General features: G+C 57.2%; 16 protein-coding genes. 13 read left to right on the forward strand and 3 right to left on the reverse strand.

Annotated elements, in window-relative coordinates:
* The first annotated feature begins 426 nt into the window (after positions 1–426).
* The 3 genes from ACR0BU_RS13865 to ACR0BU_RS13875 all read left to right on the forward strand — a co-directional run bounded on the left by ACR0BU_RS13865 (position 427) and on the right by ACR0BU_RS13875 (position 3,698).
* Positions 427–759 (forward strand): Nif11-like leader peptide family RiPP precursor, encoded by a 333-nt coding sequence (locus ACR0BU_RS13865; RefSeq protein WP_480737901.1) that lies wholly within the window; start codon positions 427–429, stop codon positions 757–759.
* Between the two features lie 197 nt (positions 760–956).
* Positions 957–2,222, forward strand: coding sequence for an FAD-binding oxidoreductase (locus tag ACR0BU_RS13870; protein WP_480737903.1), 1,266 nt, complete (start codon positions 957–959; stop codon positions 2,220–2,222).
* A 15-nt stretch (positions 2,223–2,237) separates the two neighbouring features.
* Positions 2,238–3,698: an NAD(P)/FAD-dependent oxidoreductase gene (locus tag ACR0BU_RS13875; protein ID WP_480737905.1), complete on the forward strand. Its 1,461-nt coding sequence runs from the start codon at positions 2,238–2,240 to the stop codon at positions 3,696–3,698.
* 156 nt (positions 3,699–3,854) lie between these two features.
* Here ACR0BU_RS13875 and ACR0BU_RS13880 read toward each other — a convergent pair whose 3' ends face one another.
* Entirely contained in the window at positions 3,855–4,184 is a 330-nt protein-coding gene (locus ACR0BU_RS13880) for a Nif11-like leader peptide family RiPP precursor (protein WP_298934716.1), read from the reverse strand.
* 265 nt (positions 4,185–4,449) lie between these two features.
* Positions 4,450–5,409: a pyridoxal-phosphate dependent enzyme gene (locus ACR0BU_RS13885; protein ID WP_480737907.1), complete on the reverse strand. Its 960-nt coding sequence runs from the start codon at positions 5,407–5,409 to the stop codon at positions 4,450–4,452.
* A 260-nt stretch (positions 5,410–5,669) separates the two neighbouring features.
* Here ACR0BU_RS13885 and ACR0BU_RS13890 point away from each other — a divergent pair, with 260 nt between their 5' ends.
* From ACR0BU_RS13890 to ACR0BU_RS13935, 10 genes are all read left to right on the forward strand, one after another.
* Positions 5,670–6,095 carry an ATP-binding protein gene (locus ACR0BU_RS13890; protein WP_299083829.1) on the forward strand — a complete coding sequence of 142 codons (426 nt, stop codon included), beginning with the start codon at positions 5,670–5,672 and terminating at the stop codon, positions 6,093–6,095.
* A 13-nt stretch (positions 6,096–6,108) separates the two neighbouring features.
* On the forward strand, positions 6,109–6,876 hold the full coding sequence (locus ACR0BU_RS13895; RefSeq protein ID WP_480737909.1) for a hypothetical protein: 768 nt from the start codon (positions 6,109–6,111) through the stop codon (positions 6,874–6,876).
* 8 nt (positions 6,877–6,884) lie between these two features.
* Positions 6,885–9,110 (forward strand): MFS transporter, encoded by a 2,226-nt coding sequence (locus ACR0BU_RS13900; protein ID WP_299083825.1) that lies wholly within the window; start codon positions 6,885–6,887, stop codon positions 9,108–9,110.
* Between the two features lie 43 nt (positions 9,111–9,153).
* Positions 9,154–10,236: an ABC transporter substrate-binding protein gene (locus ACR0BU_RS13905; protein WP_480737911.1), complete on the forward strand. Its 1,083-nt coding sequence runs from the start codon at positions 9,154–9,156 to the stop codon at positions 10,234–10,236.
* On the forward strand, positions 10,233–11,012 hold the full coding sequence (locus tag ACR0BU_RS13910) for a hypothetical protein (RefSeq protein WP_480737913.1): 780 nt from the start codon (positions 10,233–10,235) through the stop codon (positions 11,010–11,012). The genes ACR0BU_RS13905 and ACR0BU_RS13910 overlap by 4 nt, the downstream gene beginning before the upstream one ends.
* Positions 11,013–11,659: 647 nt before the next feature.
* Positions 11,660–12,859, forward strand: a complete 1,200-nt coding sequence (locus tag ACR0BU_RS13915) for a PP2C family protein-serine/threonine phosphatase (RefSeq protein WP_480737960.1) — start codon at positions 11,660–11,662, stop codon at positions 12,857–12,859.
* Positions 12,860–12,884: 25 nt separating this feature from the next.
* On the forward strand, positions 12,885–14,699 hold the full coding sequence (locus tag ACR0BU_RS13920) for a sulfotransferase (RefSeq protein ID WP_480737915.1): 1,815 nt from the start codon (positions 12,885–12,887) through the stop codon (positions 14,697–14,699).
* A 3-nt stretch (positions 14,700–14,702) separates the two neighbouring features.
* On the forward strand, positions 14,703–15,998 hold the full coding sequence (locus ACR0BU_RS13925; protein WP_480737917.1) for a TfuA-like protein: 1,296 nt from the start codon (positions 14,703–14,705) through the stop codon (positions 15,996–15,998).
* A complete protein-coding gene (locus ACR0BU_RS13930) occupies positions 15,995–17,224 on the forward strand; it encodes a YcaO-like family protein (RefSeq protein WP_480737919.1) in 1,230 nt (409 codons plus the stop codon). Before ACR0BU_RS13925 ends, ACR0BU_RS13930 begins: the two co-directional genes overlap by 4 nt.
* A 62-nt stretch (positions 17,225–17,286) precedes the next feature.
* The gene (locus ACR0BU_RS13935) at positions 17,287–18,906 is read left to right on the forward strand and encodes a hypothetical protein (protein WP_480737920.1); all 1,620 of its coding nucleotides are present in this window, start codon (positions 17,287–17,289) and stop codon (positions 18,904–18,906) included.
* A 63-nt stretch (positions 18,907–18,969) separates the two neighbouring features.
* On the opposite strand, the gene ACR0BU_RS13940 is transcribed toward ACR0BU_RS13935, so the two are convergent.
* Entirely contained in the window at positions 18,970–20,175 is a 1,206-nt protein-coding gene (locus tag ACR0BU_RS13940; RefSeq protein ID WP_480737922.1) for a hypothetical protein, read from the reverse strand.

The following is a 20,175-nucleotide window of genomic DNA, read 5'->3' on the forward strand; positions in this document are numbered from 1 at the left end:
ATTGCGTTGTATGCAAGATCCAAACTGGGGACCGTTTGGTTCCCCAGATATTGATCGCTTAACTGCTGACGATGGCTCCACGCCCCGCTAGAAGTCTCTCGACGTCCGACGTGCCGGGATTGAACCCATATTGCCTAGGCAATGATTTCGGGAGGGCTTCAGGTTTGGCTTAGTTGCTAGTGCGGTCACGGCCACCTGCTATTTGAAATGGGCAGCAGGAGCGACTTGGCAATGCCAGATCGGCGTACTGACGTTACTTACTCTACTCGCCACAACCGTTGCTTGATTTTTATTGCTTGTTCTGCACAACTATAGCGACACAGGTCCGCGCGCCATCATGGCCGGTGTTTGCGAAAGCGGCTGTTTATGAACAACTCCGATTGCAGGAATGAGCATGGTGGCGTTGATGTCGATGGGAGGTTTAGCATGAGTGTTGAAAATCTGAAGGAATATGCCCGCCGTTGCGCCGCAGATCCTGAATTGCGCGCCAAGGCCAAGGAAATCGGCGCCACCGATCTGGACGGCCAGATCGAACATGCGGCTTCCATAGGTTTGAATTGGACCAAGGATGACATGAGTGCCTTCCAGGAGGAACTCCAGGCCGATGGCGAGCTTGGCGAAGATGATCTGGAAAAGGTTGCCGGCGGCGTCGTGACAACCACCGCGGCAGCCGCGGCTGTAGCTGTGTCCGCAGCCTCGGCTGCGGTAGTCGGGAGCGCTGCCGCGGTCACCTCTACGACATCTGGCAGTGGCTGGTAGTACATTGGTGCAGCCTTCGGGACCTGCTAAATTTCAACGCGACCCTTCGGGCAATTGTCCGGAGGGTATTTTGTTACGCGACAACGAGACGTTCCAGCGTTGGGACTTGCCTCGGAGCGGATCGCGCGACCCTAATCAGTCCGGCAAGAGGCGGCCTTTCAGTTGCGTTCGGTCAGACATCAACGAAAAGACTCACTATGCCGCTCGCTGATTACGGAAAACTATATCTTTCGCCACTCGAACCATCTTTGCGCGCGCCTCAGTCTGCTGCGGAAGCCATCTCGCAATGGCGCGAGGAACTCTCTCGTGGACACCGGCTGCGTGTACGGGGCAGCGGCCATAGTCTGAGTGGCGCAAGCCTGCCCAGAAGAGGAGAAACGCTGTTTCTGACCCATGGCCTTGACCAGTTCGAAGTTGTGGAAGCCGACCTTCTGCGGGTCGGGTGCGGTGCGATCATGTGGGATATCCGCGATTTCGTAGCCGCTCATGGAGCGAGCTTGCCGGTTTTTAATGGTGGATGGGCCGGCCCGACTTTGGGTGGCTATGTCAACGCCGGAGGCATGGGATTGCGCGTGCCGCCAACCACCCGAGAGGCCGCAGCGCGCGGTGAATCTAATGACGGTTACGTCTCAATTTCGGAAACACATGGTGGCTTTTGGGCGCATGTTGAGGCTCTTACTCTGATTGATGGCTGCGGCGAGTTGCATAATTTGACGCCAGAAGACTCGGATTTTTATTGGATATTTGCCGCAATGGGACAATTTGGTTTGGTCCTGGATGTCACTTTACGGCTTCAGGCCATTCCGGGCGTCACCAATCAATTTGCGGTTGGTCAATCGGGCAAAATTCCGGTCACCAATCCGCTCAACCCATCCGAAACAAATGATCTGCCGGGGGCGGATGGCATCGACTGGCTTTATTGGTTCTCGGCCATGGTTCCGATCGACGAAGAAGGTCGATTCTGGTCGTTGCTCGGAGATTGGACCGACCGGCATTCCGCTACGCTTGAACCCAGTGGCGGTTGGGTCGGGCCATCGCTGCATGGAGTGCCCATCGGCTTTCGATATCTTGTCAAGCGACGTGCGCCAGTGCCCCCGCTGCTGTACCCGAGGGACGAAGACTTTGTCCTTATGGGGGTGATGGCGCTTTGCCGCGGTATCGGCAAGCCGGAGGTGGAAACTGCTCTTGTCGAAGCCGAGCAGGACTTTGTTTCATCCATTGTTGAAGCAGGCGGTCGCCTCTACGTACAGGCTGAGAATCTGAGCCGGTCGCTAGACTATGCGGACTATTACGACGCAGAGACTTGGGCGAAGTTTTGTGCTTTGAAGAACAAGTATGATCCGCAAGACCTTTTGAATATCGGGGAGTTGCAGCGATCGAAAGAGACGGAGCCTGTAACCGTTGCTCAGATTCGCAGGCTCGCTGCTGCCACGCAGCGTGTTTTGAATACACAGCCCGGTTAGGTTTGAGAGGCGAAAATGGACGAAGTGGAAACAGCAGATGTCGCGGTGATTGGGGGTGGCCCCGCCGGATCGGTGATGGCAGGTCTGTGCGCCAAGGCTGGTCTGTCCACCGTCCTTCTTGAACGTGATACCGAGCCGCGTTACCGCATCGGTGAATCATTGCTGCCAGCCACGCTGCGACAAGTCTTGCCCCTGATCAGTGCACAGGACGCCGTTGATGCCGAAGCCTATACTGTGAAGCGCGGGGCCACATTCTGCTGGGGCGCTGACAAACAGGACATCTGGACCCTCGCCTTCGGCCCCGACCAAGCCGACGATCCCCCTGTTGCCCTCAATGTTGATCGCGCAAGCTTTGATGAAATCCTTCTGTCCAGCGCGCAGAATTGCGGCGCAACGCTGCGCCGAGGGTATGACGCAGTTTCCGTCGGCGACGGTAACACCCAGCAAGGTCGCAGCGTGACCTACTCCCACCGAGAAAGCGGGAAGCAAAATGCGTTGCGCGCTCGATTTGTTGTTAATGCCACTGGACAGATGCGCCTGAATATCCCGGAATTGGATGCGCGCGAGCATTCGCAGTTCTTTCGTAAAGTGGCGGTTTGGGGATACTGGACCGGCGGGGGGCGCCTTGATCCCCCTCTGGATGGGAACGTCTTTTTCGAGACCTTAGAGACCGAGCATGGGACAGCCTGGGTGTGGTACATTCCCCTGCGCAACGGATTGACCAGCGTGGGCGTGGTTGCGCCGCGCGACTGCCTGGCCAAACTGCGGGTCGACCCCCGAGCAGGTTTGGTAAACTGGCTTGCGACATGCCCACGGATAACCGAACTGCTGCGCGATGCCACACCGGCAGAGCATGCGCCCTACGATCAAGTGAGTCTGTGCGCGGATTACTCTTATGCATCCAACGCATTCAGCGCGCCAGGCGTTCTGCAGATCGGTGATGCCGCCTGTTTCGTAGATGTGCTTCTTTCGTCAGGTGTGCATCTGGCGACCTACGGAGCGCTGTTGGCAGCCCGGTCGATTAAGGCGACGCTCTCTGGTGCGGTACCGGAAGATATTGCCATGGCCGAATACGAGAGCCGCCTGCGACAAGAATTTTCCGTGTTCTACGCTGGGCTTTCGGGTCTCTACGATATGGATAAGCGGTCGCAGGATTGTGTCGGCTGGCTGCGCGCCTTGTTGCAGAACAGCAACGGGGTGCTTATGGAATGGGGCCAGACATTGGACAATCCCGGTGGTCTGAATGTTGGTGGCGCATCGTGTTCCGGCGCAGACCTGCGCACACAGGCACAGAGAAATCTGACCATGATGCGCGGGTACAATTCCTATCAATTGGCTTATGACGGCCCGCCAAAGGCGACGCCTATTGCCGCCCTCCCTGCGATCCGCAATTTGTTGGCAATCGATGAGCGTGGCGAATGGATCATGCCTGCTCACACGCCGCGTACACGCCCGCTCGCCGTCTCGGATGCCTGAGTAGAGGTGAACCAGTTATCGAGTAGCTGGTGGCCGATGTAGAGCTTTGGCTCTGACGGAGACGCATTGAGTTTTGCAACCCGAGGCAGAGTCTATTCTTGGGTCATAAAAAAGGGCGGATGTGCTCCGCCCTTTACAAACTGTCTGTCTGTCAGGTTACCAACCGCTACCGGTCGAGGCCGACGTTACTGCGGCGGCTGTGCCGACAACGGCTGCCGCTGCGCCAACAACGGCTGCTGCAGCCGCGGCCGTGGTGGTCACAACACCACCGGCAACTTTTTCCAGATCATCTTCGCCAAGCTCGCCATCGGCTTGGAGTTCTTCCTGGAAGGCGGCCATGTCTTCCTTGGTCCAAGTCAGACCCATGGATGCGGCATGTGCAATCTGGCCATCCAGATCGGTGGCGCCAATCTCTTTCGCCTTGGCCCGCAAATCGGGGTCGCTTGCACACCGGCGTGCATATTCCTTCAGGTCTTCGACACTCATTGAATTGTCCCTTCTCATGTTTTGCCACGAGTAAATAAATACCGGGTCCGTGACCGGACGCACAACTAAACCAAATGGCCTTGTTCTTTTCACACGAATAAAGTGTACCGAGGACCCATCAAAAATCAAGCGTCGTAATTTGAAAGCCGAATGTTCTTGCCCGATAGTCGGGCGCACAGTGAACGCAGCCGCCGTCTGCATGGTGTGGCAAACCCGTTTCGGCTAACCAGGAAAAATCGCGAATGATCCTAAGCAACGGTTGCGCCTATCCGGACACCAGAGATGGTCCTTCGGTCACGAGAGAGACCACATTGGCCGCCCCGTCGAGCCCGGCACGGGTGCGCAGGACCGAATCGGAGAGGATTTCCTGCAACCCTGCGAAGGCAGCCGCCCCGGATGGCTGGGTGAAAACCGCGGATGCGGCATGAGAAGACTTAAGATCATTCATTGCTTTGAGAGCTACGAGATCAGAAATGGCCATGGCGCCAAAAAGTCCTTCACGCAGGATTTCCCAAGCCACGTTGGACGGTGTCTCGCACGCGAGACAAGCCATCGAGGTCGTGGCTCCTTCGGGAACGCTCCTAATATCCCCAGCCTCCAAACTGGCGACAACAGGCGCCACGTGAAGCGGTTCGGCGGTGATAATGCGAGGCATCTCCGCACCCAGTCTGGTGGCAAACCGCGCCACTACGCCAGCCGCCAATGAACCGACACCCGCTGGTACCAGGACATGTGTCGGCGGTGATGGCATTTGGTCGAGGATTTCGTCTACGATCCGTCCATAGCCAAAGAGCGTCAGATAGGGGATTTCCTCGCATCCCGGACGGCCTGTGTCGGAAAATTCGACAGCGCCAGTGCGATGGGCGTCTTCGGCGGCATCTGCAATCGCCCGGTCATAACCACCTTCGACCGCCACAGTCCGCGCGCCAAACTGCGTGATCCGATCAAAGTTTTCTTGCGGCACGGATCCAGGCATAAACACGGTCGCGGCAACACCCAGACGTTGCGCGGCCCATGCAACAGCGCGACCATGGTTGCCATCGGACGCGCAGACGAACCTGTCCGCGTTTGCCAGGTCCGGCTTTGCGGCCAGTACCCCAAGAACACCGAGCGCCTTGAAGCAGGATAGGCCCTCATCCGCAAAGCGTTCGCCTTCATTCTTGATCCAGCATGTTACATGCCCGTCGCTGTTGTGCTTGTCTGCGATTAGAGGGGTTTGCGTCATCGCTGGATGCTTTGCGATGGCCGAAAGGATTCTGTCGGACTGCGCGGCGAACACCGTTCCGGGCTGCGCGGGCGACCAATGAGCGTTCCGAAAGTAGGCTTTTGACGAACCGATTTGCACAACTGAGCGCTCCTAGGGGGATGTTTGAAAATTCTTCTAGCTGTCATTTGGGGGAAGCTATACAATCTAAAATAGAAGCAAGCACAAAATTGTGAATAATGCGCGCTGTTTGGCCGATGGATCAGAAGGTGACATTTCAGATGTTGAAAGCCGAAATCCAGCTCGCCAACACACTTTCGGCTGTGCCGGGCTTGCTGGACCAACTGGATCGGACACTTGCCGCCATGGATGTGCCTGATGCCGACGCATTTCAGGTAAAGCTTGCGTTGGAAGAATTGGTCACCAACGCCATAAACTATGGGTTTGACGCGGGGCAGACGTCACAGCTTGAGGTAGCCCTTCAACGCCAGAACGAAGACCTCATTTGTGAGTTGAGAGATCATGGCCGGATTTTCAATCCGTTGGACGTGGTCGAGCCAGACGTGACGCTGGATGTTGACCATCGCAAGGTTGGCGGGCTAGGCGTGTTTTTCGTTCGTCAGGTCATGGACGACGTAAGCTATGAAAGAGCCGGCAATATGAATGTGATGCGTCTGCGCAAAACGTTGGGCCGTGAAGGCGATTAGGAAGGCGAAGACAATGATGCGTGTGCTGGTTGGGAGCTTTGCAGCAAGGCTCATCGCCTATCTGGCGGTGGCATTTGCTATTGCTCTGGCCGCGGCAGTCGCCTTGACGATAGCCAAGCTGTCCACCGCACTCACGCAGGCGGTTGACGGGCGCTACAGAATTGTCGCGACGGACCTGCGTGCCAATATCGAGACAGGGGTGAATTTTGGCCTCGCGGTCGAAGAGATCGTATCCAATGTATCGGCGCAGATTGAAGACAAGCTTGAGTCCGACGCCGAGATTTTGGCCATTCGGCTCATTGCTGAGGATGGTCAAGAAATCCTCGCGTTGCAGTCGCAAACAGAAAACCGAGAAGGCGCGCAGGCAGAAGATATCGCAACGGTATCCGAACCGATCATCAACTCATTCGGAGCCGAAGTGGGGCGTGTGGAAGTTTCCTACGACCCGAGGGGAGCACAAGGTATTCTTGCTGAGTCCGCCCGCATTTTGGCCTTGGAAGCTGCCGCATTGCTTGCGGCCTGCGTCGGTGTGATCGGAGTAGCCAGTCTGATGGCCGCACGGCGTATCGATCAAAGGTTGGACCGGCTGACGATGCAGTTGGAAAATGACATGTCGTCCGAGACGATGGCCGAGGTAAATGGCGATCAACTGGATCAATTGGCGCAAAGCGCCGTGCAAGCCTATCGCACCAGCCAAACAGAGCTGGATGATCTGGACGGAGAGTTGCAGCGTTTGTCCTATCCGGCGCAGGTAGCCGAGCCGGGCAAGGGGGTGACCTGATGGATCAAATGTCCAGACGTTTTACCCTTTTTATCCTGTCGGCGGCGGTTCTATGTCTGGTTGTGTCCGTAAGCGCCTTGGGGCTTCGCTCGATCGGGTTGCTTGAGCGCAATGTGCGACCCATTCTTGAGACCAATGCGCTGGTCGTCACCGAACGCGTGCGTGACAGAATCGAAAGCGCCGTGGCGATGGGGATACCCTATGAGGCGTTGGCGCAGGTGGACGAGTATCTTGATCGTGCGCTGGAGGGTAGCCACGGCATTTCAAGCATCGTTCTGACGTCTCCCCGTGGCGTGGCCATGTATGCCTCGGGCCAGGCGCAATCGGATCCTAACCAAGATGGGGTTGATACCGAAGCATCGAGCGGTTCGGAGCAGGCGGAGCCTGATCGTATGCGGGACCGTGGTTTGCAGGTTTTGCCTGCCGGTATGCAAAGCGAACTGCTGCGCTGGCTGTCACCGGGAATGTCCACAACGGGAAGCCTAACGCAGAGTGATACGACCGGAGATGGCGTTGTCGTCCTGCCGTTGCTGACCGCTGATGGAACAGAGTTCGGGCAGATCGTTACGCGTATTGACCAAACCTTTGTCGCGCAGCAGCTGCTAGATGCGGCGGCGGATATCTTGGTCATGGTCTTTGTTGCTGTCGTGTTGGCGGTCGAGATTTTGCTGGTTGTGACATCCGCCAGCATCAGCAGCCCGTTGGCACAGGTGGCGAGGCTGCTCAATGCGCTTGTGGGCAGAGATTTCCGTCGGTTGGAAAAACCGGCGGGAGGGGTTTCCATGCGTCGTGCGATACGGGCAGGAAATGCTCTTTTGGAAACGCTGTCGACTCGGATGGCGGATACAAAGGCGCGCATTGAAACCGGCCTTACTGACGCCGCTGATGCGGATCGGATGCGCACCCGCCTTCGAGCCGTTGGCGAGTTTGTAGAGGGCGGGCGCAACAAAATTGGCACGGCAGCCCACCTGGCGGGTGTGCGCGGTGCCGCGTTCTTGTTCGTGATGACTGAAGAGCTGACGCGACCGTTTCTGCCACAGTTCATCTCGGAAGTGCTGGGCAGTGGGCCTGCACAAGGTTTCGACGGGTTTGACAGCACCATTCTGATAGCGGTTCCGATATCGGCCTTTATGTTGGGGGCCGCGGTGGTCGGAACGCTTGCGGCTGGCTGGGCCGATCGGGTCGGGCGCCGGAATGGCTTTATGATAGGGGCCGCACTTGCCAGCCTCGGCCTTGTGGCAACCGCCTTTGCTCCGAGCCTCGAGGTTCTAATTTTGGCCCGTACTGTTTCAGGGGTTGGCTACGCTTTGTGCTTCTTGTCGTGTCAAGGACAGGCGATAGATCAGACCACAACGGCCAACCGCACACGGGGCATGTCTGTGTTCGTGGGCGGCATCATGGCGGCAGATGTCTGTGGGCCGGCGATTGGAGGCATTCTGGCAGAACAGTTCGGCTTTAAGCCCGCGCTTTTGCTCGCTGCGGCGTTGGGCGTGCTCAGCATTCTGCTGGCGATGCGATTGTTGGACGGGCGCAACGACGAGGCAAAGTCTTACAAGTCAACGCATTTTGGATTTGAACCCAAAATTATCTTTGAGTGCATGAGCCAGCCGCGCTTTGTAGTTGCCGCCTTGCTTGCAGCTTTGCCCGCCAAACTTCTGCTTTCAGGCTTCTTGTTCTTCCTAGTCCCCCTGCTCCTGACCGATATTGGGGCGACGAGCAATGAAATCGGTCGCATCACGATGTTGTATGGGGCGTCGGCGCTGATCCTTTTGTCGCTGTTCTCTCGGCTATGCGACAGGTTCGGGCTGCATGCTTTCATGGTGAGCGTCGGAGCCCTGCTGACGGGATGGGGGTTGGTACCGTTGGCCTATGGCGCCACGGTTTCGGCAGTGGCGTGGTCGGTTTTGATCCTTGGCGTTGCACAGGCCATGAGCATTTCGGCGCAATCGGCTTTGTTTACGATTCTGGCAAAACAGGAGATCGAGACGTATGGGCCGGGTCGGGTCTTGGGTATCTATCGCATGACTGAACGGGCCGGGTCGGTCATCGGGCCTCTGCTTGCCGGTGTTCTGTCGCAATATTGGGGGCTGGCAGGTGCGGCGGCAATTTTAGGCGGTTTGTCCGTTGTCACGGGTACCGGTTTTGCGGCCTTCTTCCTGGTTTCGGGCTTGCGGTCCGAGGATGATGACCTGAAAACGCGCGGCACAAGGGGGTACGATGTTGAGGCTGTGTGATATACGCGTTGCTCTTGTGAACTGCTGTGCCCTGGCGTTGGCGATGCTGTTCGGTACCGGAAGCTTGCAGGCCCAAGACCAGATGCAAAACCTTTGCGAGCGTCCGCATATCGATGGCGTGCCCCATGTCGTGATGGTTTTGTGGCGTGGTCCGACAACTGTCGAGCAAGGGGTTCAGGCTTATTTTGATAGTCGTGATCTGAAATTCAATGTTACCTGCCTCAGTGCTGATCGGGACAGCTCGCGTTTCGTGCGGCTTGTTGAGCAGGCGAAAGAGCTGGAGCCCGATCTGCTGTACACGTGGGGGACATCTGCAACCTTGGCCGCGGTAGGCACATATGACGAAAAAGGTGCCGCGTTTCCGACATCGCAAACACCGGTTCTTTTCACGATGGTATCCTATCCGGTTCAGTCTAAAATCGTGCCGGATTTTGCTGGTAGTGGGCGAAACCTGACAGGCAGTTCGCATACCGTGCCATTGGAATCCCAACTCAAGGCGATGCTCGCTTATCGTGACGTGGACCGGATTGGGATGATCTTCAATCCACGAGAGGACAACTCGGTCCTGAACATGCGTGCGCTGGGCGAGTTAACGCAAAGGGAAGACATCAACATTGAGCTTGTGGCTATCCGGGTTCCCCTCAAAGAGCGTCAAGCTGAATCCCTAGGCGAGACCGGCGCAGAAGCCGAGGCTGGTAGCGGCGAAGAGGAAGTTTCCGAAGGCCAGCCTGACCCTTCGACCTTGCCAGAGCTGATTGCCCGGATGGCCGCACAGGACGTACAGTTTCTGTATATCGGGCCGGATAACTTCGTTGGAACCAACCAGGAAACCATAATCGGCGAGGCCCTGTCGTATGGTATCCCAAGCTTTACCGGCACCGAGCTCGAAATTCTCGACGGGGACGCATTGGTTGGGCTGGTTACGCCATATTACAATCTCGGGCTTCTCAACGGATCGCTAATTGAGCGGATCCTTCTGGATGGAGAAGCCCCCGAGACAATTCCGATCAGCACTCTTGCACGGTTTACTTATATCGTGCGCATGAATGTGGCGCTGCGCATCGGTGTATTCCCGCCACTGGATATTTTGGAATTTGCCCGCATTCTCGAAGGAGAGACCGAATGATGGCCACCATGTCCCAGGGACCGGCCAACGCGGACGGGGGCTATGCGCCTTTGCATGGGGCTTGGCCTCGGACCCTGCCACACGGTCTGGTGCTGCGCAAAATGGATATTGGTGATTTGGACAGGCTGACGGCTTTGCACGCTGAGCTGCACCAGCAGAGCCCGCAGCAACCCGCACCATTCGTACGCGAAAAAGATGCGTTCTTCGCTGAGCATCTGACAAGTGCCGGAGAGGTTTGGGGCCTTTGGGAAAACGCCGGGCTCAGATACCAGCTGGCCGGATATACCGTCATCGGGTTGCCAACTGCTTCTGACCCGGAAAATTTTGGCCGTGACCTGGGGATAGATGACGAGGCGCACCTCGCCCTGGTTGCACATTTGGACGGTACAGGTGTCTTGCCGCATCGGCGCGGGCTTGGCCTGCAACGCTATCTAACGGGGTATCGCATGGAGCGGGCGCGGACATTGGGACGCAAAACCGTAGTATCCATGGCGTCACCGCAAAACAGTTTCTCTTTGTCGAACCTGTTACAATGTGGCCTGACAGTTCAGCGATTGATCCGCAAATATGATGCGTTGCGATTTGTTCTGGTTCGGGCTCTGCCTGGTCAACCGACATATCAGGACGACCGACATGCGGTCACTGTGCCGCTTCTGGCAAACGCAGAAGAACATGAACGGTGCTTGCAGGCAGGCCGCGTCGGCGTCGCGCTGAGAGATATCGGTGGCCACTTGTCACTCGTCTATGCAAACCGGGGGAAGGACGCAGCCCCATGACATCCGGCTCCGACACCGCGGCACTTGCAAGGCTCAGCTTGCGCAGTCGGATCACGACTATCGTTTGCGTCGTATTTCTGGTTCTCACGACGCTTTTGCTATTCGAAATGCACAACCGCGAACGGGAAATGCAAACGCGGCTGGAAAATGCGTTGCTGACCAGTCTGGAGCTCAATCTCGAGAGCTTACAGGACGTCGAATTTCAGCGTGTAGAGGCCTATGCCCGCCGGTTTCAGGAGAACCGCGAGCTTGCTCAGGGATTGCGTGACCGTGATGCCGACCTGATTGATCTTGAGCTCGTGGAATTGCAAGCCGAGCTTGACCCCACTGCTGCGCAGTTTGTCAGCTTCGATGGCGAGTTTCTTGGCGGCTCTGACGATCCGCTGGTCGAAGCACCGATCTTGACGGCCGAACACCTCGATCTGTTGCGGGCTCAGGGCCGCGTCACCACGGGACTGACATTCGGGGCAGACGGGTCATTGGTCCATGTCGCTGCAGCCCCGCTTTTTGTGCAGGCGCGTCCGGTGGCTGCGGCCATTGTCATCAGCCCATTTCAACGCACAACCGACAAGTTGGCCAAAGGGTTCGGTTCGCAGGTTCTGACTCTGTCGCAGGACGGAGACGTTTTGCAAAGCAGCGGCACAGCCATGGTTCAGGAGCAGCAAACCAAAATCAGCGCGCAGGCGACCCGGTGGGGCATTTCCCTTTTGGAAGATGACGGGCGATTTCTTCAGATTGCCAGCTTGCCTGTTCCAAGCGCGTTTCTAGACGCGCCGCTGCACGTGGTGGGTGTTCAGGATGCCTCTGATGCGCTGTACGAAACCCGGATCGGAAACGCCATATCCGCACTTGCACTTGCCAGTGGCCTCACGTTGTTTCTTGCGTTCATCAATTGGTCGCTCAGGCATTCGTTCTTTCCTTTGAATGCGGTGATACGGTCGCTGGACGCTTTGTCGGAAGGTAAGACAGACCAGGCCGTGAACGTACCAAAGACAGATGATGAAATCGGCAGGCTAGCCGGTACGTTCGAAGTTTTTCGGAAGAGTATGGAAGCCCGGAGCGAATTGGAACGGGTCAACCGCGAATTGGATGTCGCGACCCGCATTCAGCAGCAGTGCCTTCCAACAACTTTTCCCGAACTGGCAGAGATGAGTTTCGCTGCGGATATGGTGCCGATGCGCGAAGTCGGAGGGGACTTCTACGATGTGTTCGACTTGCCGTCGGGCAAGATCGGATGCGTGATCGCCGATGTCTCTGACAAAGGCATGGGGGCGGCCCTGTTCATGGCCATCTCGCGTACCGTCATGCGGGCGATTGCCGCATCGGCGCGAGGGCCTGCGGACTGCGTGACGATGGTGAACAACTACCTTTGCGTCGACAATGACGCGATGCTCTTTGTCACCTTGTTCTATGTCGAAATCGACCCGAATACCGGCGCAATGGTTTTCTGCAACGCAGGGCATAATCCGCCGGTCATCGTCGGTCCCGAGACCGAACCACGTTATCTGAAGTTCGATCAGGGTCAGCCTGCATTGGCAGTGTGGGAAGACTTCGACTACGAGGAAGAGACCGGAGTGCTTAACCCGGGAGAGACACTGTTTTGCTATACAGATGGCGTGACCGAGGCGATGTCAGCCGAGCTTGAGGAGTATGGCGAAGCGCGTCTGCTAGAGGCTATGCGCCCGCTGATGGGGGCCACGCCGTCGGACCAACTTAACGCGGTCATGAAGTCGGTCTCGACCTTTACGGAAGGGGCTGAAACCAGTGACGATATCACTTGCCTGTCGATAGAGTTTAAGGGTCCGTCGTCGCAATCTGAAGGCGCCGCCGCGGGGCAGGCGGATTGAACAAGCAGGTTGACGGGAGGTGGGCATGAAAACCATTGCGACCTGGCTGGTACATGTTGTCCGCGCAACCCGTGTCGGATGGAGTTTGCCGCCCGCCATGGAGGCCGGTCCCAAGGGTCAGCTTTTTGCCGATTTGATGCAGGCCCAGATCGCAGAGAAACTGTCGGCGGACAGATTGGCCAGCTATGAAACAGTGCGCGACACGGTGCGACAGGCAGTATCGGTGCTTCATAGCGAAGGAACCGACGCAGCCAGCGCGGTGTTTGCAAAGGCGCAGCGCTTAGCCGCGCCATTCGCCGCCGCGGATCCGGAGTTGGACGCCCTTTCGCAAAGCTGGATCGAGCAGGCCATGGCCTTCTACGACGTCAGGCACGGTGATTTGACGTCTGCAGAGGCTCGGCTGGAACGGGCCATGGCGGATGATACGCGACTAGAGCAGGATTTCGGTTATGACCTGATGCATATCGGGCGCATTCATACACTTCACCTTTGGCTACGCGTTCAGGCGGCAAAAGGCGATGTTTCGACTGCACTCAAAACGGCGGATGCCGTATTGGTTTATCTGCATGGTCACGGAGCGGATCTGCCGTTTGGCACCGGGTGGTCCCCGCACTTGGCCATGCAAATCCGGTCCGACCTGGCGGCGGCCATGACCTATCGGATATGTAGTGAAATTGGTACGATCATACAGTCAGTGTCTCAGGCCAAGGCACAACAGTTTTTGCTGGCAATGCCCGGGCTTCAACAGGTTGCCACTTTGGACGCCTATAGCGAGATAGCCGCCTGGCGCAGTGCAAAATTGGCTTGGTGCGAAGGTCACGTCTACCAGTTTTTTGAAGTGCTTGTACCGGCGCTGCTGGCCGGGCGCGGCCAAACATGTCTGTGGTACGCGATGGTGCTGGATGCGGTTTCGGTCGCAAAAGCGCTGAGAGGACAGAGCGGCCTTCTGTTTGCGGAAGATGTCGCACAACGGGCTGAAGAAGACGCTGCAGACCCGATTATCCTGCCCGGCGCAATTCGGGCTGCCTTGCGAAACTGCGATGCGGCACCCGTCTCGGCCCCATTGGTTGTGAATTGGCCGAAACGCCGATTTCATTTGATGTGCATGGGGTTGCCCAGGTCAGGTACAACGTCTTTGTATACGCTCTTCCGTCCGATGCGTGCGGCAAATGAATATGCCGAGAAAGCAACCATTGAAGCGCTGACCAATCGGATGTCAGGTTCGGATCTGGCTGCATTTTTCGCACGGCGCGATCGCGAAAGCGCGTTGGAGATGGATGCTGCCAGTTTCTTGCATCTCGCGGCTCCCGAGTTGGTGGCCCAGTGCTCAGACTCTGGCTTCGTTTTGCCCATCAGGCCGCCCGCGGAGTGGTTCGAAAGCTATCTGAAAATGCTGCTGCGCTGGCATGACAGCTTTCAAGCCAAAGGCCGTACCCCGCCAGACTGGATGCAGGCATATGGCCAACTCCTGTTCGGCCATTTTGATTGGGCGGAAATTGCCTCGGAAGACGCACGTGAACGTTTCATGCCGAAGGTTGCGGAACGGTTTCTTGGTCATTGGGCTGATGCCACGTTACGCACACTCGATGTTCTCCCGCCCCAACGTCGGCTTGTCTTGCATACGCAAGATTTGGGCCAACGTCGTGGAGATCTGGCGCGCTTGGCTGGCATCTCTGAAAAGCACATCACGACAGAGAGCCATGCCAATATCAGCCCGCCCGGCCCTGACATTCTGCAAGGAATATCCAGATCGGAATTGGTACAGATGGCGCACGACATCTGTGGCCCTGCCTATGCGGCCGCAAGCGTCGAAGCCGATGCGCACCGGGTGCCTGTTTAGAAAATGACAGTGCCGCAACACCAGATGCTCTCGGGTCGGGATCTCGTCTTCCTGGGACCATCCCTATCTTTGCCAGAGGCGGTTGTGCTGCATCCCGAAGCGGTTATTCGACCACCGATCAAATTCGGCGATCTTTACGCCGTTCTGGCATGCCCGCCCGCCCGGGTATTGATCATCGATGGATTCTTTCACGCGCAGACACCGATCTGGCAGCGAGAAATTCTCTCGGCGCTTCACGCCGGTATCGAGTTATTTGGGGCATCAAGCATGGGAGCGTTGCGGGCGTTAGAGCTGGCTCCATATGGCATGGTCGGATTGGGAGAGGTCTTTCGACTGTTCGACAGCGGCGAGATCGAAGGTGATGACGAAGTGGCGTTAAGCCACGGTCCAGCTGAGATGGGGTATGTTGAGCTTTCCGTTCCTTTGGTTGATCTGCGCTGGGTCTTGGGAGAGATATTCGGAAATGAACCTCACGCTAGAGATTTGATCGCGCAAGTTAAGTCTTGGGGGCATGTGAATCGCACCGTAGAACGGATCGTTGCCGCAGCGGACCGGTTGGGGTTAAACGGCGCAGAGCTGAGGCAGTCACTTGCGGGACGGACCCGATTGAAAACCTTGGATGCAAGGGCTGCGTTGACACTATTGGCCGATAGCGGGCCTGCCGGCGTCAACAAGACGGACCTGTGGATGATCCCCGACCCAGCGCCGCTTGATGTTGAACCGCGGCTATCGCGCCTTGTGAATGGGGCAGATGGCCGACCGCTCTCCTTGCGCGCGCAGTTGCAGGCCCGCGCCGAACAGCCCGGAGCCTTGTCGGACGCGTGGCGGCTAAGCCGACGTCATTGGTTTCTTCAAGATTGGTGTGCATTGACAGGACAAGGTCCAAACGAGGCAGAGGTTTCTCGGTTTGCGGGTCAGGCCGTAAGCGAATATGCGAAAGCTGGGGGGCAAACTCAAGAAAGCTGGCTTGCATTGCATGGGCTGCGGCCCGAGGAGATGCCATCCGTTTTTCAGGGCTCGGCCACAAGCGATTGGATCGCGCGACGACCCCTTTCAGATCTGAACTTGATATGTCAGTTCGGTCCGGAAGTGCCTCCCGAGATGGCAGTTTTGCTTGATTGGGCCGCGCGCTCTGGGGTGGTCCCGCCGGGGGACACGGCGAATGAGGTACACGCGACTGCCGTTTGGCTCGTTCAACAAGGTCCGTTGTTTTTCGGGGCTGTGGACTGGCATGAGGACGTCGCCTTGCTTGATACGTCAATCGCTGAAAATCAGCTGTTCGTGCGCGCCGGATCATGACCACCGGCACGCATGATCTGAGCGGATTGAAGTTCGCACAAGGACTGTCGAAGCAGTCAAGCCAGATGGGCCAGATGCGCAAGTATTCGGCGGAAGAAACCTGGACCCGGATCCAACCAGATCTGAAATCATGCGGTGTGACTCGCGTGGCTTCCATTACGCCGTTGGATGTTCTTGGTGTTCCGTCTTGGGTCGCCGTACGCCCAGGTGGCAAGGTGCTTCAGGTATCCAATGGCAAGGGGCTGTCGGACGCCACCGCGCGCGTGTCCGCCGCAATGGAGGCCTGCGAGTTGCACCGGGCCGAACACCCTTTGCCCAGCCAGATTTGGCGAGCCTCGAGCCAATCTCTTCCGAACGAGCGGGGTGGGGGTGCCGACCGCATCCTGCGCCCGCATGAGTTGCCGGGCATGTTGCAGAGATACTATCATGATGAGTTCACGGGCGAATGGACCTTGGGTGTAAACCTGAGCAATAGCGACCCGTGTTTTGTACCGTCCAGCGCCGTCTATTTTCTGCGCAGGCCCGGTTACTACGAAACCAGTTCGAACGGCCTCGCCTCTGGGAATTCGTTGGCGGAGGCCTATCTACACGGGCTTTACGAAGTAATCGAGCGTGACGCGATGTGTGCCGTTCGACAGAATGGAAAGCTGTTGCTACGGCAGAGAGCACAGATCATCGAGCCCGATAGCGTCGATGACCCTGTCGCGCGACTGATCCTCGATCGCTGTCACGAAACGGGTTCCGAGATGCGATTGTTCGCGCTTCCAGGCGCAGTTAATCTGCCGGTCATTTGGGCTGTCTTGTTGGATCAAGGCTCTGGTTCTGCCAGGTCGAGCTGTAATGTCGGGTGGGGATGCCATGCACAGCCGCAGATTGCGCTTCACCGTGCCATCACCGAAGCCACCCAGTCCAGACTTGGTATGATCCATGGCGCCCGAGATGACATTTTGCGCAAACCCGTCCACGCGGTCGAAGGTCCTGCAGCGAGCCCGGTCTTCGCGTTTTTTCGGAACCTGAAATCCGATACCTCCTGGTCCACCATTTCCAATGCCCCATACCTTGATCCGGGGCAGGGGCCTGACATCGCGATCAGAAGGATTGTAGATGCGCTTGAGAAGAATGACCGTGGCCCGGTATTCGGGTTCGATCTCAGCGATCCGACGCATAGTTTCTTTGCTGCTCGGATCTTGGCCCCCAAGCTCAAGTTCGACAAAGCACTATTTTAGGTTGTGTCGCGTGGAATAGTGCGAAACTATGACTGAAACGCGGTTTTTGGAGGAGCGATATCGTGACCAATATGATCGAGACCGGACGGGGAGAATCCAACGTAGAAATGCGCGACCGTAACCGCTATGTCGACACGCTTAGCGATTTTTCACCTGAAGAGATGGAAAGCCTCTGCCAGGTGAAGCGCTTCATCGAGTGTTATGAAGGCGATCGTGACTTCCGCAAAGCACTGGATGACGGCGGTAATTTTTCTGACGACCAGCGTAAGATGCTGAAAGATATCGGGGTGACGTTCGAACCCGAAGAGCTTGCCTTGCTTTGGGAGCAGCCGAGCTTCAACGCCGAGTTTAGCCACCACGGGTTTTCGGCGGGCAGTTTCGAAGAACTGCCAAGCGAAATTCACGAGACTCTGGCACGTTATCCGCGTTTGCGCACGTGGTTTCTGTGGCGGTTTCGGCGCGAAAAGACCGGCTTTGTTCAGAAGAAAATGGTGCTGTCCACCCGATCAGTGAGCGATGAATACACTGTCTGGCGCGCACGACGCATCGCAACCACACGGAATGAGCTTGGAAGCTATGGCTGGGATATCGATCACCCCTGTCATGCCGTCGAGATGGCCGTTGGTTGTTCTGTCGGCTGCCATTTCTGTGCTTTCGATGCGCCGAAGCTGCAAACGGTCTATGACGTTTCCGTACCGGAAAACCAAGCGATGGTAGCAGGGGTCGCGCAAGGTATGGCTGATGTGCTTGGGTGGCCAGCCGCACATGGCATGCTCTACTGGAGCACGGAACCTCATGACAATCCGCATTACGTGAAACTGTTGGAGATCTGGCAATCGATTACAGGTGCGTCTTTGTGCACTGCGACAGCGCGTGCCAAGGAAGACTGGGTCGGCGAGTTGATTGGATTTTATAGCAAAGTTCCGGCGCCGTGGCCCCGTATCAGCGTTCTGTCACGCAACATCATGCGGCGGTTGCACAAAACGTTTACGCCTTCGGAAATGCGCGACACGATCCTTCTGATGCAACAGGCGGATGCCGAAGTATTCCGGGCGAAGGTGCCCGGCGGTCGCGAGCGCATGCTGAAGCAGCTGGTTGAGTCGGATGATTTGCGCAATATCGACACGGACAATCCGCCCGACGGATTCGACGTGCCCCAAGGATCGATCGCCTGCGTCTCTGGTTTGCTGGTCAACATGGTCAACCGGTCCGTTCAATTGATCAGCCCCTGCTACACGACACTGGAAAACCGCTATGGCTATCGCGTGTTCGACAAGGCGAAATTTGAAGACGGAGAGGACTTCAAGCGGGTGCTTGAGAAGATTGTGGCCCGGTCAATGGTAACCGGACCCTATCAGGAGATGCCCATGAAGTGGCGCGACGATCTGAAGTTTGTCGAGCAGGAGGATGGTTTCACCCTGATATCCCCGACCACGCGGCGCGATTTCCGGCGTGGAACATTGCATCTGGTCACTGGCGCGCTGATTTCCGAGGGCACGCTGACCTATGGCGAAGTATTTGATCATCTGTCCGACCATCCGGAAATCGGTCCGATGGCAGCCATAGCGATGCTCGATAATCTGTTTTCCAATGGGTATCTCTGCGAGATGGCGATCACGCAGGACTACCGCGCCAGGAAGGAAGCGGAAAATCCAGCGCTGCGGGACGTCGAGATCGCGTAGTTTGGTGATTAAGTCAAAGGTTGATCCGGCGGCGCTTTCGGCCGCTGGTTCTTTGCAAGTCGACTAACGCCAACCACCGCCACCTTCGGCCTCGCCGCCTTTGGTCGGCGATTGATTGAAGGGCGGACGCAACACACCGATATATGCTTTGGCCTCGGTGACCTCGGCTCCGACGATGACCAGTTTGAGGTGGTGCAGGTTGCACGAGAGCGCGGGATAAATCACTTGCGGGCCGTCAGGGGACCATGTCGGCAAAGCATAGTGTTCCATAAACGGCAAATCCCGCAGCGCGCTGATCTTCTCGGGGCGCGCCAGACCTGCTGATAGAATCTGGCTGAACGCGGATTCCCATGGTCGCGTTGAGAAGGTGTTTTCCTTCGCATATAGTTCGATGCCCAGCTTGGGTCCGACACCATCCGGCATCAGGTCGATATTGAGAGCAGGCTCGCCCAATCGGTCAACGTACTTTCGCCATACGGTCTCAACTGTTCCCAAGTCTCCGGGCCAGCCGATCTGGTCAAGCCAAGCGATCGCAGCGTCGCAATCCAGGTTGGTCAAGCATAGACGGGTGACAACGACGTCTCGGGCCCCCATCACACCCATCTGAAAGACAGTGGCGCCATCAGGAAGCGCATCGGCAAATTTCGCCAATTGGCCGCTGTCGATGTCCAGTTGGAAGAAGCGGCGCCCAAGCTCGGGCAGCGCGTTGAGAAGGGCGCGGTCGGTACCGTTGGATTGTCTGTTTGGGCCCCAAAACATGCAGGGTTGGTCAAGGCAGCTTTCCAGCTGGTGCCCTTCGGTGCTTGCGCTGTCGACTTCAAGCCAGACATTGCCAAGCATTGGTTTCCACTGCGTCCCGTCCCGCCAGTCCAGCGCAAAGGCTGACAGAGCGTCCCAGAATGCCGACCGCTTCAAAACAGCAGCGGACGACGAGGATGGACGCCCCGGCACATGGTCTCCGGCAAGTGTGCTGATCGATCCGTTGCCCTGAGCCACTTCCCAAAGAATGTCTGCGCGTGCAGCAGGATCGCCCAATCGGAGTTCAAGACCCCAAAACGGCGCCATCTCTGCTGGCAGTTGATCAGCCACGTGATAGAGCCGCGTCATGCCGGTTGTATCGACGAGCTCGGGACGAATACGCGGTTCGACCAATCGCAGTACATCACCGATACTCTGGCAGTGTGGAGCCAGAGACCTTTTGGCGGCGGGCGTGGCTAGAACATCGTCCTCTATCTTGGATGACGCGGCAGAGTTGGAAGGGGTGGTCAT

The organism is Ruegeria sp. CK2 (assembly GCF_056536585.1).